13 protein-coding genes are annotated in these 16,332 nt (G+C 33.6%); all 13 read right to left on the bottom strand.

The genetic code is table 11. The features are described 5' to 3' along the window. Positions 1-32 precede the first annotated feature (32 nt). The 13 genes from H2O64_RS15370 to H2O64_RS15310 all read right to left on the bottom strand — a co-directional run bounded on the left by H2O64_RS15370 (position 33) and on the right by H2O64_RS15310 (position 16,324). Entirely contained in the window at positions 33-758 is a 726-nt protein-coding gene (locus H2O64_RS15370; protein ID WP_187563095.1) for a hypothetical protein, read from the bottom strand. A gap of 23 nt (positions 759-781) precedes the next feature. Then, positions 782-1,369 (bottom strand): hypothetical protein, encoded by a 588-nt coding sequence (locus tag H2O64_RS15365; protein ID WP_187563094.1) that lies wholly within the window; start codon positions 1,367-1,369, stop codon positions 782-784. 26 nt (positions 1,370-1,395) lie between these two features. Beyond that, complete coding sequence (locus H2O64_RS15360; protein WP_187563093.1) at positions 1,396-7,539, bottom strand: hypothetical protein; 6,144 nt, start codon at positions 7,537-7,539, stop codon at positions 1,396-1,398. Between the two features lie 279 nt (positions 7,540-7,818). After that, entirely contained in the window at positions 7,819-8,406 is a 588-nt protein-coding gene (locus H2O64_RS15355; protein WP_187563092.1) for a hypothetical protein, read from the bottom strand. A 7-nt stretch (positions 8,407-8,413) separates the two neighbouring features. Continuing rightward, entirely contained in the window at positions 8,414-8,911 is a 498-nt protein-coding gene (locus tag H2O64_RS15350; RefSeq protein WP_187563091.1) for an OmpH family outer membrane protein, read from the bottom strand. Between the two features lie 7 nt (positions 8,912-8,918). Next, a complete protein-coding gene (locus H2O64_RS15345; protein ID WP_187563090.1) occupies positions 8,919-9,398 on the bottom strand; it encodes a hypothetical protein in 480 nt (159 codons plus the stop codon). Positions 9,399-9,408: 10 nt separating this feature from the next. Further along, positions 9,409-10,371 carry a hypothetical protein gene (locus tag H2O64_RS15340; RefSeq protein WP_187563089.1) on the bottom strand — a complete coding sequence of 321 codons (963 nt, stop codon included), beginning with the start codon at positions 10,369-10,371 and terminating at the stop codon, positions 9,409-9,411. Then, positions 10,361-10,879 carry a hypothetical protein gene (locus H2O64_RS15335; RefSeq protein ID WP_187563088.1) on the bottom strand — a complete coding sequence of 173 codons (519 nt, stop codon included), beginning with the start codon at positions 10,877-10,879 and terminating at the stop codon, positions 10,361-10,363. Before H2O64_RS15335 ends, H2O64_RS15340 begins: the two co-directional genes overlap by 11 nt. Then, on the bottom strand, positions 10,879-12,069 hold the full coding sequence (locus H2O64_RS15330; RefSeq protein ID WP_187563087.1) for a hypothetical protein: 1,191 nt from the start codon (positions 12,067-12,069) through the stop codon (positions 10,879-10,881). The genes H2O64_RS15335 and H2O64_RS15330 overlap by 1 nt, the downstream gene beginning before the upstream one ends. Before the next feature lie 2 nt (positions 12,070-12,071). Further along, a complete protein-coding gene (locus tag H2O64_RS15325) occupies positions 12,072-13,988 on the bottom strand; it encodes a type II secretion system protein GspD (RefSeq protein ID WP_187563086.1) in 1,917 nt (638 codons plus the stop codon). Positions 13,989-13,991: 3 nt separating this feature from the next. After that, the gene (locus H2O64_RS15320) at positions 13,992-15,413 is read right to left on the bottom strand and encodes a GspE/PulE family protein (RefSeq protein WP_215907178.1); all 1,422 of its coding nucleotides are present in this window, start codon (positions 15,411-15,413) and stop codon (positions 13,992-13,994) included. Next, on the bottom strand, positions 15,403-15,891 hold the full coding sequence (locus tag H2O64_RS15315; RefSeq protein ID WP_187563085.1) for a hypothetical protein: 489 nt from the start codon (positions 15,889-15,891) through the stop codon (positions 15,403-15,405). The genes H2O64_RS15320 and H2O64_RS15315 overlap by 11 nt, the downstream gene beginning before the upstream one ends. A 4-nt stretch (positions 15,892-15,895) precedes the next feature. Beyond that, complete coding sequence (locus H2O64_RS15310; RefSeq protein WP_187563084.1) at positions 15,896-16,324, bottom strand: type IV pilin protein; 429 nt, start codon at positions 16,322-16,324, stop codon at positions 15,896-15,898. Between the last annotated feature and the right edge of the window lie 8 nt (positions 16,325-16,332).

The following is a 16,332-nucleotide window of genomic DNA, read 5'->3' as shown; positions in this document are numbered from 1 at the left end:
GATTTTCTGAGGTTTGAAATGGTTCTACGATGTTAATATTGACTTATTTTAAATTCTTTGTATGCTATGGTAGGAACTATTTCTTTTCCGCTTTTTTTTACGTACGAAGCGATTTTTGTGATGATTTTTTCATCCTCAGATAGCTTTTTTTTGTAGTTGGAAAGGGTGATTTCCATTCTTGGATTTCCCACTTTTTTTTCTCCTTTTTCGTCTGTATACGGAACTCTTGATAAGAAATAAAGGACTTGTTTTTCAACAAGGGCAGTTTCTTTATTTATGTAGATTTCTACTTTGCCATACGGAAGTTGTGTAATGACATCTGTGGTTAACGTACAAATCCATTGATCGCCGTGATCTTTTACTTCCTTTATTTTAAATTGCTTGATGAAGATATTCAACAATTCTAAAGGTGATTGATTTTCAGAGGCTTTAGTATTGTTTGTGACTATAAATGCTTTTTCAGTTTCATTACATTTAATAGCCATATTTAACTTTGAATCCGTAATAAAAAACGTTTTATTTATTTTTGAATACGTTGTCTTTTCAAATTTTATAAGGCTTCCTAGATATGAAATAGAGGGTTTTTCTTCGGTATAGGTTTCGTACCAATTATATTTCATATCAAAACTCATGTTTTGAAAATTCTGCATCGTGTTTTGTGACTCCATAAGAATTTCATCAACTGTTTTATCTTGTGCAAAACTATAGGTCTGAAAACATAGCATACATAGTATGATTAGTAGTTGTTTTCTATACATGGAACTGTTTTTTAGTACTATCATTATTGTTCTTTTTTACTTTTAGAGCGTGTTTCTTGAATGGTGTAGACTCCTTTTTCTGTCTCTTTTTTGACTCGTACTAATCCGCCTTCTTGATCGTATTCATAATACGTAGCGTAATTATTTTCGTCTAGTTCTGCCATGAGGCGTTGTGTATCTTTGTCATACACAAAACTTTTCATGCTTCCGTTGAAAGGGAAAATTCGGATGTCATCAAAGTAGCAATCAGTTCCAGCATTTAGGCAGGATAAATTAATTCCTATCGTTTTTATTTCTAACATGTTATTATCTTCTGTAGGAATTGATAAAATCCCAACAATTCGTTGCCAACCTTCAATAATTTTTCCGCTGGGATACATTGTAATGGTTGGCAATGCAGGAGCAAAATCATTAGTGTCATTATAAAAATTTATTTCCAACACGCCATTTGTATAGGTTTTCTTGGTCTGACTATTGCTTTCTTTTACCCAACCACTGATGATGTATTTTTCTCCGGGTAAAGGCTGAAATGAAGAGCAACTAGAGTTAAAGGTTTGTGCTTTTATTAAGCTACTTAGTAGTAATGCACTTATGATAAGTATGTATTTCATAATGTTATTTTTTTAAATAAATATTTTTAATGATTTATAGACAATGATTGAGAGTTAGGAGCATTGTTAAATGCGAACTCTCCATTAGTAATTGTAATAGTATCACTACATTGGTCATTCCCATTATTATCTGTTATAACATAAGTGATTGAGTATTCGCCTGTGTTAAGAATTATCCATTTGTATAGATATAATCCTGTTTGGCTGTCATAAGAAACCTCACTAATTGATCCTGACGAATAATTAAAAACTAAAGAATATCCTTCATTCGCAGGTAATGGTCCATCAGACCCATAATTTAAAAGTATTGGGATTGCAATTTCATTATCAGATACTATTCCGATACCTTCATAACTACAAGTCGGCATACCATTACAATCACAATCAGGATACTCATCAATATCACAGCCATTATTACATGCTGGTGCACAATCTAACCTTTGTGTCCTTTCTAAACAGTCGTTGTATAATTTCTTATTAATAAACGCTCTTCTTCCTCCTTCCACTTTTAGACTGAATCTACCTGTATGAGATTCTTCCTCTGTAACAAAGACATCATTTGTATTTGTTGCATAATTTGAAATTCTAAAGTGTGAATTAATTACATCTTCGGACTCTCTGTCTTCAAAGCCTTCATAGCCCATTTGTCTGTACTCACTATTGGAAGCGACAGCAACAGGAAGTTTATAATTGTAACCGTATTGTGCAGCTGAATGTCTACCAAGTGCGTCTCTGTTTTCTAATTCTGCTCCGTAAGGTGAATATTGTGTTACCTCGCTAGCGTAGGTCCAATCATCTTCATTGTTAACATCTGTATTTCGTAGCCATTTTTCAGTAGTTGCATCGTAGGTATAGAAAGGATCGAATTTTTCAAAGAACCCACTATTTCGTTTGGTACTTGTAGATGAACGTGTGGTTAAATACGCATACGATTTTACAGCGCGCCAGTCTCCTTTAATATTATACAAAAATGGATTTGTTGTATGATATGCAGGATATTTTATCAAATGTTGATTTGAGTTCTGAAAAGCTACAGATGGATATCTTTGGACTCCAATATTTTCTTCTGGATTTAACCAAAAATCTTCGTACTCTACAGCAGATGCGTTGATGATTCTTGGATTATCAGTTTCAACATTATTACTATCATACGTAAAATCATTAGCATTAATGATATCTCCACTCATTGGATTCTTCATAGAAGTAACAGAAGCCATGGCTGCACTTTGGAAGTTTCTGTAACTAGATTTTACGATTTTAATGGTAATATCAGATAGATTAACATCTTCTCCACAGGCATTTAAGTATGCTCCATTTCGATCAATTAAGACCATTTTTTTACCAGAAGTAGCACCTATATTCTCAACTTGACTGATCCAATAGGCATTGTCATCTGAGATTGATTCGCCTTCATCATCGAAAACCATTACTTGATCACCAGGTAAAAATAGTTCATCAAGACTACTGTTTGTTGATGTTGCTCCTTGGATTTCGTACCAAGTAGATGCGCCGTTTTCATCTCCATCATAATCGCTGGAAAGGTTTTCAGGAAGAGAAGTTAAACGACATTCCACACCCAAGTTTGTAACAGTTTGTCCCATGCCTTTATACGCCCAATGCGCTGGATATGAGAAATTATAGTAGTTGTCTTCATAAGCATTGGAAGTTTCCGTCAGCAATACTTGTCCACTCAACGCATCCCAAGCTAGGTTTTTGGTGCTTACACTTGCGCCTAAATCATGTGCCACTTTTTCTACTAAAATTCCTGTTTTATGAACCACTTTTGTCGTGGTAGTAGTGTGTAGTATGGATTCATTTCTTTTGTATTCAAAAGGGAGTTGTCCTAGAAGTATTGGAATAATACCAGCGTTAAAAAATGTAAGATTCGTATTAACTCCGTAACTTTCTGATAAGTTGTAATTTTCATTAAAATCAGTAATTACATCATAATGCACACCTATTTCTTTTGTTTTATCAATAGTTCCATCTGCTAAGATCACAGGAAGTTTGTTGTCCAATTCTCCATTTTCTGTAACATTGTAGATATAATCTACTCCTGAAATGAAATTTCCGTTTTCGTCATGAATCTCTTGAGATTTAGATTTTCCATTCATATCATTTGTAACAATAGAAAACCCTTGTGAAAGTGTTAATTCTGTTCGAACACTTAATCGAAGTACGTTGTCAAGGATATTGGCTTGATTACTTTTATAATTATTCATGCCATCAATATTGGTATGATCCGATTTTGTTGGAAAATCTTTTGAGGTGTAAAACGTACTCGTTACTTTTCCTGTAGCGTGCTTTTTGACAATTTTATTTTCAGCAAGATTTGTTCGATCAAGATTTTTTACGGTTACTTTACTATAGGTAACAGTTGCCGAAGGATAAAATGATTTTCCAAATGGCATTTCTACATATTCCCTTGCTTGTAATTTTTCTGAATCGTCATAAAATGGTTGTAGGAGCGGATTTTCCTTACTCATATTTGGTTCCCAAGTAGCAACACCACTTGATCCTTGATTTTCTCCTAACGTATAGTCATATTCTTGACCATAAAAATTACTGTATTCATTTATAGAATTTGCTTGTACATTTTCAATCATTACATCCCAATTGTCGTGCATCATAACTTTTTTGACACGCAATCCGCCTCCAAGCTTAGTATTCGATGGATGTTTTAATCGAATCCATGACTTTTCTGGTTTGAATTTTCTAGCAATTGCACGCTCTTCTAGGTATCCATTTGGACCTATAAATATTTCGGCTAGTGTTCCTAAACTACTTCCAATTGCATTTAAAATGTCTCGAATATTCGGTGAATTTGGTTCATCGTCACCTGTTCCAAGCGCATAGCGATTTAAATGTTTTCTTGCAAAAAACCAACCTGATTTTGCAATAGGGTTTGTGTCTGCACCTATTTGTACTGTTGGATGTTCAAGAATTACTTGAGTGCTTGCATCAGCACCACCTTCTTTTTTTTCTAAGAGAATAGGGATGGCTCCATAGACTTTTCCGCTATCCGGATCTTTAAAAACTGAAAAAGCACCCGATTGATTGATGTTACAATAACCTTCGACATAGTCATACGAGCAAGCACTTACATCGTGTTTTTCCATGTTTAATAGAAATCTAAAAAACAACGGATTGTCTATGTATTCACCTAAATATCTATTTTTAAAGTCATCAATTGGTATTTGCTCCGTTTCAGGCAACTCAACGGTTAAAAATCGTGTGTGTTGTGCGTTAGTATATAAGTTAGTAGTAAGGTCACCAAAGCTTTCAGGAGCAATGTCACTAACACCCACAACCTTAAACATTTCCATAGCAGGTTTGTCTTGTACATATTGATAGTCATCTGATTCATATTCCAATTCTATTCGTCCACCAGAAGGAAGATCAACAGAGGATAATGTCCAAGCGGCTGTATACAAATCTTGCAATTCTTTATCATTTTGTTGCACAAATGGGAATTCCTGCGCTGTGATATCCGATAGTACTTCACAACTTGTATTTATATTGCCTGTTGGAAGTGTCACATCATCGTTAATTCCATCATTGTCAGTATCAACTTTTGTAACACCTTCTTCAAATAAAGGCTTGTAATTTCCCCAAACATCATACGATTTTATTTGATAGTCTGGATTCATATTATCATAATTAAAAATGTACGGTGTATATTTTCCCATGTTTGAGTTGCGATAGGTAAAGTGTACTCTTTCTAGGGTAAGTTTTCCTGTTTCTAAAGCATCACTATTTGGCGTGTTTGGCATTAAGGAATAGTTATAGGTAAAATGAGCCGTTTTGATAGGTGCAACAAATTGATTGTTAGAATCATCATCGTCTAATAGATTTGCAGCTTTTGCTTCGGGTTTTGAGTAAAGTCTGATAGCATCAACCTTAAGAGACGCATTTCTTCCATCGGCATCTAGTCCATCTTCACGAGGACTAAAGTCGAAAATTGCCACATGCGTTTTCGTCTCAATCATGGTTACATATTTCAACTCTTTTTCTCCACGAACATAACTTCCTTTTTGGTCATTCTCTTTGGTATACAATCCTGGATTGTAAGAAGCATCATTAGCGGCATAAGGAACTCTCCATTTATAATCATCAACTACAGAGGTAATCTTAGCTCCACTAATATCGGTATCATTTATAAAATTGTTGTAATGCATTTTGGTGTAGGCACCTAAATCATCATCGGTAGCACCATCACCTGTAAGGTCTTCATAATCATTAGAAAGCACTGTAGTTAGTAAATACGTGTGTGCATAATCAGGCGTTGTAATTTTATTGAAATAATTATCAATACCACTTGTATTCCCGGGATGATCTTGACCATTTACAGCAATCGTTCCGTCTTCCAAGGTTGGAATTCCATCAGCTGCAAATGTCACTTCTTCTTTAGAGTGATTTACTGCTGCTTCTCCATATACATAGGTCGCACCACTTGGCTGTACAATTTTAATCCCATTGGTATGATGTGGTTTTAAATTAGTATGCGCATTGATAAAAGGATCTACTAAGGCTTCTTTTTTGTTTACTTTTAAAATGGCTTGATTTCTTTGTTCGCGATGTTTTCTTTTAATTGGTTCGGTAATGGTTACTTGTGAATTATCGGCAATGGTATTATCTATATTATATTCTTTTACATTAAAAACATTCATCGCTTGCTTGCCATAAGCTTTACCTTCAGGAGTCAACACCAATGACATTGGTTTTTCTGCAGATAATACAGATTCATACAATTCCTGTTGGTCTTTATCAATGCCTAAATCACCAATCGTTTTAAAATAGGTTTCTTCGTAGTCGATATCATTTGTATTTGATGACTGAAATCTGTAACGCCCTGGTGTATCCCAAACACCTGTATGACTTCGTGTTGGTGAATAGTGAATGTCAATTCCATTTCGAAATCCCCAACCACCTTCTATTTCTGCCCCAAGGCTAAAACTATCTCCAGAGTCTTCTACACGTTGGTTATATACATAGCCTGATTGACTTTTAAAAGGACGAAATTGCCCTGCAATTCCTTGTCCTTGTATGTGATAGATATCGTGTGTGTAGTTGACTATTGGTAACGTAGTGGTGTTTTTGGAAACCATACGCTCGTTTTCTCTATTAAAATCTAAGACATCATTATGTGTGGCATTCCTAGTAAATTCATACCCGTATGCTTTTTCATGTTGCACCTGATTTTTGAGTCTTTGTACAGAATAAAAAGCGGAAGCACCTCCTTCAAAACTAAATGCAGCAACTTGGAAACCTAAGGAAGCTCTAAATGTATAATTTTCGTTATGATAGGCAGTTCGTTTAGCGGGTGTGAATGTGTTGTCAATGAATGATAAACTTCCTAAATTTCCACTATTAGAAGACCTTCCGACATATTTCCAAAGGCCATATTGATTTTTCATAACCCTTCCAGATGTTGAAGTGTTTATGTTAAAAGAGCTTAATCCTTGTCGACTGTTAAAAGCTGTTCCAATTCCAATACTGTGACTTATTCCAGAAACAGTAGTTTTTTCAGTTTTTTGATTTTCCCCATCAAAGCTTTGCGATGCAGTTGGTGTCAAAGAAGCTCCATTCTCAACAGACGGAGACAAATTCATTCCAACACTAGTCCCTGTTGAAAACTTATAAGAAACCCCAAAAGAAGGTGTAAAACTGAAACCGTCATAATTGTTATGGAGTAATGTTGCACTAGCATTTCCTGAAAATCCAAATTCAGTTCCTGAAGCCTGACCATTAATAGATAATGTCATCCCAACCGTTTTGTTCTTTTTCATGCTGTTTTCATAGGTCATTATATCGCCTTTGAAATCATCTGGAATTCCACGGACGTTACGGTTTATTTGTCCTACGTTTAGGTTCCAACCCAGTCCAACCCAAGAAGCTTCTTGATCCATGGTAATTCCGGCATCATACGCTAAGTTGAGTGGATACCCACCCACATCCATAATAGGAATGTTGTAATTGAAACTCCCAGAATTTATATTTACCATATCCGAAGTTCCGATAGGTGTAAAAGCAGTAAATTCAGGTTGTGAAGGTCCGCCCGTAAGCGCAAATAATTGTGTAGGCTGAATGGTTGTTAATACCAACTGTATTGCTAAATAGCAAGACAGCACCTTAGAAAATTTTCCAGTTCTAATCTGTTGTATCATCATTGATTGCTAAGTTTTATTTTAAACTTAATTTTTTTGTTTTTATAAATATATTATGGGGATGCAATACAAGCTTTACATGGAAGTGTTCCAATGTGAAGTTGCGAAGCAATGGGTATATTTTTTTGAGGAAATTTTGCTTCTTTTGGGGAAAGAAACAACGTGGGTTTTTATTCTACAGGTACTAAAGTATAGATTTATATAATATGAAAGGTTAAATAGTTAATAAGCGTCGAATATATTGTATAAGCGTTGAAGAAAAGATAAAATCAACGCTTTTTCTTACAATTTTAATGGTTTCGCTTTGAAGTTAAACTTCATCAATCCACTTCCAAATAGTTGATCATTATACACCAATTGAATTTCTTCATTCGGATTGATATTACCAAAATAGAGTAAGGCTCTTTTAAAAGGAGCCACTTTAAAGTTTCGTTCAAATAAAACACCTGAACATATAATGGTATCATTTGTACTGGTAATCACCTTAAAATCATTTTGAATTTTAAATGCCATATATTCGACAGCTTTGTCATACTCCAAATTAGTAAACTCTTTTTGCAATAAGTCTTTTTCTTCATTGTGATGAAATTCAACTTCGAGTACACGCTCGTTTTCGTGGAGTTTGAAAATAGAATCGACCGCTTCAGTCTCAAAATCTTGAGTATCTTTTAAGATATAATACTGTAACGGAACTTCTGTCGCGGTATAATTTATATCGTTTATGTATTGATTGATTTTTTTCGATTTCCATCCATCAACCGCCAAGTTGAAAAACTTATAATCTTCCGTGATCACACGTTCTTTTTTGCCGTTCTTACACGATGTGAAACAAAATAGACTTACGCCAATTATTAAAATTAACTTTTTCATAGATCCTTTATTTATTACCTTCATATTTTCCGTTTGCAAACTCAATTGCTTCTTGGGTTAAATCAAATGCTTCGTCAGCATACATAATGTTTCCAGCACCTTGAATCCCAAAAATAAGATGCACTTTTTGCTGCTCACCAAATTCTTCTAAATAACCGTTCAATCGTTCCCAAGCTTTACTATTTATTTGCTGCTTGAGTTCAGTGTCCATTTTTTGAAGATGATTGTTTTGAACGTATACACGTTGCTGAAATTCTTTGATCAATTTTGGATCTTTTTGAGTTTGCAACAATTGATACAGGCTATCTACTTTCTTTTTTTGCGCGTTTAACTGAGGTAAACCCATCGAATGTAAATCTTTTGCCATATTGAATTGATTGAACAACACAATATTGTCTACGTAACCGTATTTTTTTTGATCATCATTTAATTGTATGACCATAAAAATGATTCCTGCAAGTAAGATGCAGAGATTGACGAAGGGAAGAAACTTTAATGTTTTCATTTGTTTATTATTTTTGTTTTTGAAATGTTTTGAGTGTGTTTTTGTATGTTAGTTGAATAGAGTCTTCGTATATGTTTTTAATTTTAAATTCATTCAAAATGATATCTTGTGTTTTCTTTCTTGTAATTTTCCCATTGACTTTTAAAATGCCCAACTTTTTAGAACTTCCTTCTTGAACCACATATCCGTGATATGAAATTGAAGGCCATTTTACAACTACAGGAATGTTTGTTTTTTTTCTTGAATTTTTTTTTATTGTTTGAGAAGCTTTTCTAGGAACTCTCATCGTGCTTGAAAAAGGGTTTTTAATCGCGATCAATTCAAATGTATCTTTCCGAATCGTAAAATCTACGTTTGTTGTCATTTTTGGAGCATATGTATTCGTTTTTGACGTTTCTTTCTTGTAGAAATACGTATAACCAATTGCACCCCAAATGAAAATAGTTAGGAGAATTAATACAATGTTTACATACTTTTTTGTTTTCAAACTGTGAAAATTATTGAGTTATAAATGATCTTGAAATACTATTGGAACTTACATTTTGCGCTGCATCTTTTGCACGAACACGCCAATAATACGTGCCAACATTTTCAATAGAAACTTGCTGAGAATTTCCATTATTTACTGTAATTGTTTCTATAATACTGTTGAAGTTTGCGTCTTGCGAAATCTCTAAAATGCTTTCTATTTCCGATTGCACATTTCCGTTATCTTGACCAAGTGTCCAATTGAAATCGATATCTATAGTCGTAATAATTTCATCATCTGCAGGAGATACTAAGGAAGGTTGATTTGGCGCTTCACGATCTAAAAACAAAGAACGCGATGTAAAGGTTGTTTCCGTTGTTGCATTCACAGCTTTTACTTTCCAGATATATTCCGCATCTACATCAAAAACACTTGTATTTACACTGTAACTTGTTGCTGTAATTCCTGTTTGCTGTACCTCGGTAGTTTGTCCGTTGAGGTTTTTAATCAATTCAAATGAATACGAATCTGCAAATGGCAACTCATTCCATGTACATAATATATTGGTAGAGTTTGTGTATAAATTAGCCGTTGGTGTATTCAAAATCACACTCTGATTGGTCAAATCAGAAGAAGCAATTACGCTAAATGAAATAGGAAAGGAGTACGCCGTTTCATAGGCGAAATTTTCTCCACGCACACGCCATTTATAGTTTCCAGGATCTAATGGATGTTGAAAAGATGTTGTCGAAACCAACGAATCGAGTATAATCAAATTACTTTGATTGTTATCCAATAGTTGCAGTCGGTAATCGTCAACTCCATCCGAAGCATTCCATGAAAAGTTGATCACATTATTTGTAATTACACTTTCAGAAGTCGGTGTAATTGGTGTAACTAAATCATTTGAAATGTTTTCTTCTAAAATATCATCGCACGATATAAAAAATAGAAGACTCATTAAGCCTAAGAGTTTATTGTTATTTGCCATAATTTTGAAAATATAGTTCTAGTAATAATTCTGTTTTATTGGTGTTGTAATCTTTCTTGGAAACAAATTTTGCACTTGCAATTTTTGAAGCGGCAAATTCTTTTTCCATCATATACATTAGTTTTAATAAATTTTCATAGGTTCCTTTTAGCACAATTTTATTTGTAAAAACAGTGAATATTTTCTCTTCAAAAACATGTGTGTCTTCCATTGAAATTACGCTAATATTCAACGATCTATTTGTAATAAAACGCAATATTTTTTGTTGTATGAAGGCATGGTTTTCCGAATTCCCAATAATCATATCCAAACCGTTCAATTCGTGTTGTAATGCCTGAATTTCTTCAAGTGAAGCTTCTGAATTTGTCATTAATTTTTCAGATACTTGAAGCTCGCTTCGCAATTGAAAAATTGGACTGTATGTTTTTTTGTATAAGACAAGAATCAACATAATCATGACGATCAGCACCAAGAAAAAACGACGTTTGTATGAAAGTTGTGCTATCATTAGAAATATATATGTATTAAAAATGATTTTTGTGATGATCGTCTTACTGTTATATACGCTTCGATTTCAGTCTTTTTTACCCACAATTTTTCATTCAGTCGGGCAATCCATTGTTCAAAATCGGTATCGTTGTTCGCAAGTCCTTCTACATGAATTTGATTTTTAAAAAATGCTACTTCTGTATCGGCTCGCATCTTCTTTGTAACAGGCGTAATAGCCATGCTAGAAAGCTTTGTATGTTTATCCACCGAATTTCCAATATCATAAAAATAGGATGTCAAAAACTTCGGATTGAATAACCCAGAAGTCGCAATAATTTCTTCCTTGTCATACTTTTGTTTTGTAAGCAATTGTATATTTTCCTGTATTTCTTTCACTTCCGCAACAATTGCTTGTTCATTTGCAACTTTTGTTTGATATTGATTTAATAAAAAGTGCCCCAATAAAATTCCTAATAACAGCATGAAAACACCTGTAATCCCAGCAAGTTTTGTTGCTTTATAATAAGTGAAATCTGTTTTATTTTTTTGTAAAAATGGCGCTTCAAGTTGTATAGCTTCTTCTTGAATGTGGTATTGCAAAATCATTGCAAAAAGTGCAATTTCTTTATGAGTAAACATTAAGTCTTCAATTTGATATAATGTGTTGTCATTTACTTCATCTAACACTTCAAAATCAATACTATCATTTTGTGATAAAGTAATGCTTGAAAGGTTTGATATTATTGTTTGATTCGATAAGAATGGACGCAATACATAATTCACAAAAGGACCAATTGCAATGTCTAATACATGATATTTTTTAACTGAAAATTGTTCCAAATATGCATCAATGATCTTTTTTCGACACATCGATACAAAAATTGTTTGTTCTTGATGTAATTCATAAAAATAGAAATCATCAGGGTTTGATTTAAAGAGTAATTTCTGTTTGTAATTCGCAACACGTTCAACACTTTTATTCAAAATTCCAACGCCTGAAAAATGCAGCAACACAGGGTATTTTGATTCAATTTCTTTAAAAATAGCTTCAATTTTATTTGATTCAAAACGTTTCCCAACCGAAAACTCATTCTGTTTCTTGTGAATTGTCAATACACAAAACTGTACTTCATCTTCATGAAGAAAATGAATGCCTACCACTTGAAAAGTGCTTCGTAACGGAATTTTATGTGTTAATTTTTCAAACATGATTAATAGGTAACAGTTGGTTTGATTAAAATGTGAAGTTTTGACTTTTCTTTCTTCTTTTTTCGGCTACTAAAAAACCATTTAATCACAGGAATTCTTGAAAAGAAAGGTGTTCCTGTGCCTGAGTTTTCATTCTCCAATTCGTCCAATCCGCCAAGTAAAATCATTTCATTATTCTTAACACGAATCATGGATTCAAACTTTCGAGTAGCTTTTCCTGGCGGTGCATTTTCGCCTGCTCTTCCTAAAAATGAACTTTGTTCCACAGAAATTTCAAGTGTTACGTGTTCGTCTTTAGATACAAATGGTTTGATACGAACACTTAAGTTGGCTTCTGTTGATTTCCAAGTCCCTGATTGTAAGATGTTATTATTGATGCCGCCAGTTGGCACTAATTGATTTTGCTGTTCAAAATAATAACTTGTTTCTCCAATAGAAGTTGTGGCTTCATGACCATTTAAGGTGACTAACTTTGGTGTTGATTCTACTTTGATGTAGGAGTTGTTTTCTAGCATTTTTAGGCTTAGGTAAAAACGTTCCGTCACTTTTCCGAGATTCACAATACCAAGTCCATTGAACGCATCAATTAATCCGTTTACTGAATTTGCATTTGCTTGCACATCCGTAGTTGGAAATAAGACGCCAGAAGTCGTTCGTTTGTTATCATCCAATCCAGCCTGAAAACCTGTTTGTATTTCATATCCTTTTTGATATTGTACAATCATAACTTCAATTTCAATATTGGGAACTACTTTGTCTATTTCTCTTAAAAATTCGCGCATTGCTCTGACTTGAATGTCCGAACCAGTCACGACAAAACCATTAAGTTCAACAAATTCAACAATATCCATTTTTTGCACCAGTGCTTTTGGAAACGTAGCTTTTACAGACTCAATCGTTCTGTTTTCCATCTGAATTAAAATTGTTTTTCGGATGCCGTCAGTATCATGTTTTCCTATTAAAAATACTTCGTCAACCTTTTTATATGTATATTCTTTTCCTTTTAATACATTTCTCAACAATTCTTCAAATGTAATTCCTGTGGCAAGTAAAGTTGTGGTTACTTTTTCAGGTTTGTCATACATGAAATAGTTGATATTCAATTTCTCAGCAGCTTCAACCAAAATACTCAGCACGTCTGCTTCAAAAGCATTTACGGATAAAAAACCTTTCTTATCAATGGCAAGTGAATATTCCCCATTATTGGTAAGCGTACCATTTTTCTTTTGAGTACTTTTCTTTCGCCCTGATTTTTTTGTAGTTGGATTGTCTTTTATGATAATATCACTCTTATCGATGTAGTAAAAATCATTTTCATCTTTGGTAATCATCAAATTGTTTGACTTTGCCATCATTTCCAATACTTGATCAAATGGGCGATTGAGTATGTATGCCGAAATGGTTTGTTTTTTGATAGAAGGCGACAAAATAATATTCTTCTGAGAAGCATCTGTAATTGCTTGTGCAACTTTTGCAATAGAATCTTTTTTCAGTTTTACAGAAAGGAAATCATTCTCTTTATTATAACTAACATCAATTTTTTTTAGTGGAATTATCTTTGGAATTTCTGGAATAATTTCTTTTTTTCGGATGACCAATATTTTACCTTTTACGTCCATTTCCAAATCATGTTTTCCAATCAAAAATAGCAATACATCTTTCACAGGAACATCGTAGAAATTGCTAGAAATTAACTGATCTAATGCTGTATCTACATCAACACTTAGTTTATGTTCGTCTGCAATTGCAGAAATAAAATCGTATAACGCAATCCCCGAAATTTCAACTTGCATCGTTTTATTATATGCGTTGATTTCTGTTGACAATGCGTCTAATTTTTCACGATAATCATTGCTTTCTTGGGCAAATGTCCATCCAGAAAATAAAAATAGAAGTATGAATATATAGTGCTTATACATGTCTTAAGAGTTTAATAAAATTGGATATACTTCTTCTAATGAGGTAATGCCATCTTTGAATAATTGTAATGCTTTGTATGCCAAACTTTTCTCTTGATCAATATGTTTTTTGGCTTCTTGTATGCGTTCTTGCTTAATTACTTCAGCAATGTCTTCCGTAATGGCAATCATTTCATAGATTGCAGTTCTGTCTTTATATCCTGTATAATAACAACAATCACAACCTTTTGCAGTATACTGATGCGTTATTACGTTATTAGTTCGTAATGATTTTGGTAAGTCTTCCACATGAAGTATTGTTTCTTTTTTACAGTGCGCGCAAAGTTTACGTACTAGGCGTTGCGCAATGGAAATATTGAGCGTTTCCGCGATGAGAAATGCAGGAACGCCCATGTCAATCAATCGAGAAATGGTTCCTAATGCTGAATTCGTATGTATGGTAGAAAGTACCAAATGTCCTGTGAGCGAAGCTCTAATTGCCATTTGAGCCGTTTGTGCATCTCTGATTTCTCCCAACATAATAATGTCTGGATCTTGTCGTAAAAAAGAACGTAATGCGGACGTAAAGGTGAGTCCAATATCTTCTTTTAGTTGCACTTGATTGATGCCTTTTAATGTATATTCAATAGGATCTTCAACTGTAACAATGTTTGTTTTGGAATGATTGAGATGTTTCAAAGTTGCATATAGCGTAGTGGTTTTTCCAGAACCAGTTGGACCACTAATTAAAATGATTCCATTGGTTTTTTTGACAGCAGTTTTATAAATTTCTTGCTCTTCTGTATCCATTCCCAAAGCATTTAAATTTAGATGTGAAGCATCACGACCTAATAGACGCATCACAACTTTTTCACCATAATGTGTTGGCAAAATAGAAACCCTAATGTCAAAAGCTTCAAAACTGATTCGACCATCTTGCGGCAATCGTTTTTCGGTGATATCTAAGTTGGAACGAATTTTTATTTTGTTGATGAGTTCTAAGTAATTCTCCGTTTGAACTTTATACTTTTCAATCAATAAACCATCTATTCTCAATCGGACGCGTGCTTCTTCTTTAAAAATTTCAATGTGAATATCACTTGCTCTAATAAGCTTCGCTTCCTGAATCAATTCATCTAAAAAGTCAGTACTCAATTGATTCAATTCATGTAAAGTTTTTGTATCACGATCGCCAGTTCGGTAATACGTTGCTAATGCTTTCTGAATGACTTCTGTATCTGCGGCAGCAATCGTAATTTTTTTATCCAATAACAATTGTAATTCTTGTATAAGTTTCACAGAAGCTGCTTCACTTTTATCAGTGTAAAAAGAAATACTGTTCGCATCTTCATCAAAAGGAATGACCCTGTAATGATTAGCAAGTTCAGCATTGATAATTTGTTGCTGTTCTATAGAAATTTCGATATGTTGACTGTTAAAATTCAATGAAAAAAGGATTTACAATGTTCAAGATTTTTAAACCAAAACAGATTATTAGTAAAAAGGATAAATACCCTGCTAATGGAATGGTTTGTTCTTTTAAAATTGATTTTGAAATCATAAAGAGTCCTGCTGAAATCAGTAAGCCCACAATGAAAAATAATATGTATTGATGTACTTGAAATAATGGTGTAATGACGATGAAAAATAATAGGTCACCCAAACCTATAGATTGATCAATAGGGTTTTGAAATGTTTTCTGTTTTATTGTTTGATATATCATGAATGCAATACTTGTAATGATTAAAAAACTAATGCTTTGCAGCATGTCAAAAAAGGTAAGTGTTGGTTCTAGGTAGTTTAAGATGGTAGCGACAATACCAATACCAATAATGGTAATAGCATGAATGGCTCTGTATTTGAAATCTTGAAAAATAATAACCGCAAATACTAGTACTAATATGATGGTTACGAGTGTTTTCACAAGATTAGTCTTTTACGACTTCTTTTAAATTTCGTTTATGATCAATCTCCCAGGCATTGTAGTTTCCGTCTCCATCAAAGTCTTGAATAGATTCTGCGCGGGCTTTGAAACTATTAATAGAAGCTTCAATGATTTCTATACGATACACTGCTTGTCCACCTTTATCAATGGTGAGTTCTCTTTCAAATCCGATATCATCAAAACTTGAAGAATATTTAGCGTGTGTAAAAAAGTAGTTTCGCTGATACGAATATAACGAGTTGAGTGTCGTTTTTGCTTCAATGGCTCTTGCTTGTACAACGGCTTGTGTTTGATTGGGTAATACCAAATAAATCAAGATTCCGATGATGCACAACACAATAAGAATTTCTGTTAGGGAATATCCTTTTAGCCATAAAGATTGCTTTTTTTGAGCAAGGTTTTTCTTCTTCATGAGTATTC

Origin of the sequence: Kordia aestuariivivens, assembly GCF_014397005.1 — a bacterium.
Taxonomy (GTDB): domain Bacteria; phylum Bacteroidota; class Bacteroidia; order Flavobacteriales; family Flavobacteriaceae; genus Kordia; species Kordia aestuariivivens.
The sequence above is the reverse complement of the archived record's forward strand: the minus strand, read 5'-3'. Positions and strand labels throughout refer to the sequence as shown.

What these genes read in the sequence shown, in the direction of transcription:
- H2O64_RS15370 (WP_187563095.1), bottom strand. Translation starts at nt 758, where the DNA reads ATGTATAGAAAACAACTACTAATCATACTATGTATGCTATGTTTTCAG.
- H2O64_RS15365 (WP_187563094.1), bottom strand. Translation starts at nt 1,369, where the DNA reads ATGAAATACATACTTATCATAAGTGCATTACTACTAAGTAGCTTAATA.
- H2O64_RS15360 (WP_187563093.1), bottom strand. Translation starts at nt 7,539, where the DNA reads ATGATGATACAACAGATTAGAACTGGAAAATTTTCTAAGGTGCTGTCT.
- H2O64_RS15355 (WP_187563092.1), bottom strand. Translation starts at nt 8,406, where the DNA reads ATGAAAAAGTTAATTTTAATAATTGGCGTAAGTCTATTTTGTTTCACA.
- H2O64_RS15350 (WP_187563091.1), bottom strand. Translation starts at nt 8,911, where the DNA reads ATGAAAACATTAAAGTTTCTTCCCTTCGTCAATCTCTGCATCTTACTT.
- H2O64_RS15340 (WP_187563089.1), bottom strand. Translation starts at nt 10,371, where the DNA reads ATGGCAAATAACAATAAACTCTTAGGCTTAATGAGTCTTCTATTTTTT.
- H2O64_RS15335 (WP_187563088.1), bottom strand. Translation starts at nt 10,879, where the DNA reads ATGATAGCACAACTTTCATACAAACGTCGTTTTTTCTTGGTGCTGATC.
- H2O64_RS15330 (WP_187563087.1), bottom strand. Translation starts at nt 12,069, where the DNA reads ATGTTTGAAAAATTAACACATAAAATTCCGTTACGAAGCACTTTTCAA.
- H2O64_RS15325 (WP_187563086.1), bottom strand. Translation starts at nt 13,988, where the DNA reads ATGTATAAGCACTATATATTCATACTTCTATTTTTATTTTCTGGATGG.
- H2O64_RS15310 (WP_187563084.1), bottom strand. Translation starts at nt 16,324, where the DNA reads ATGAAGAAGAAAAACCTTGCTCAAAAAAAGCAATCTTTATGGCTAAAA.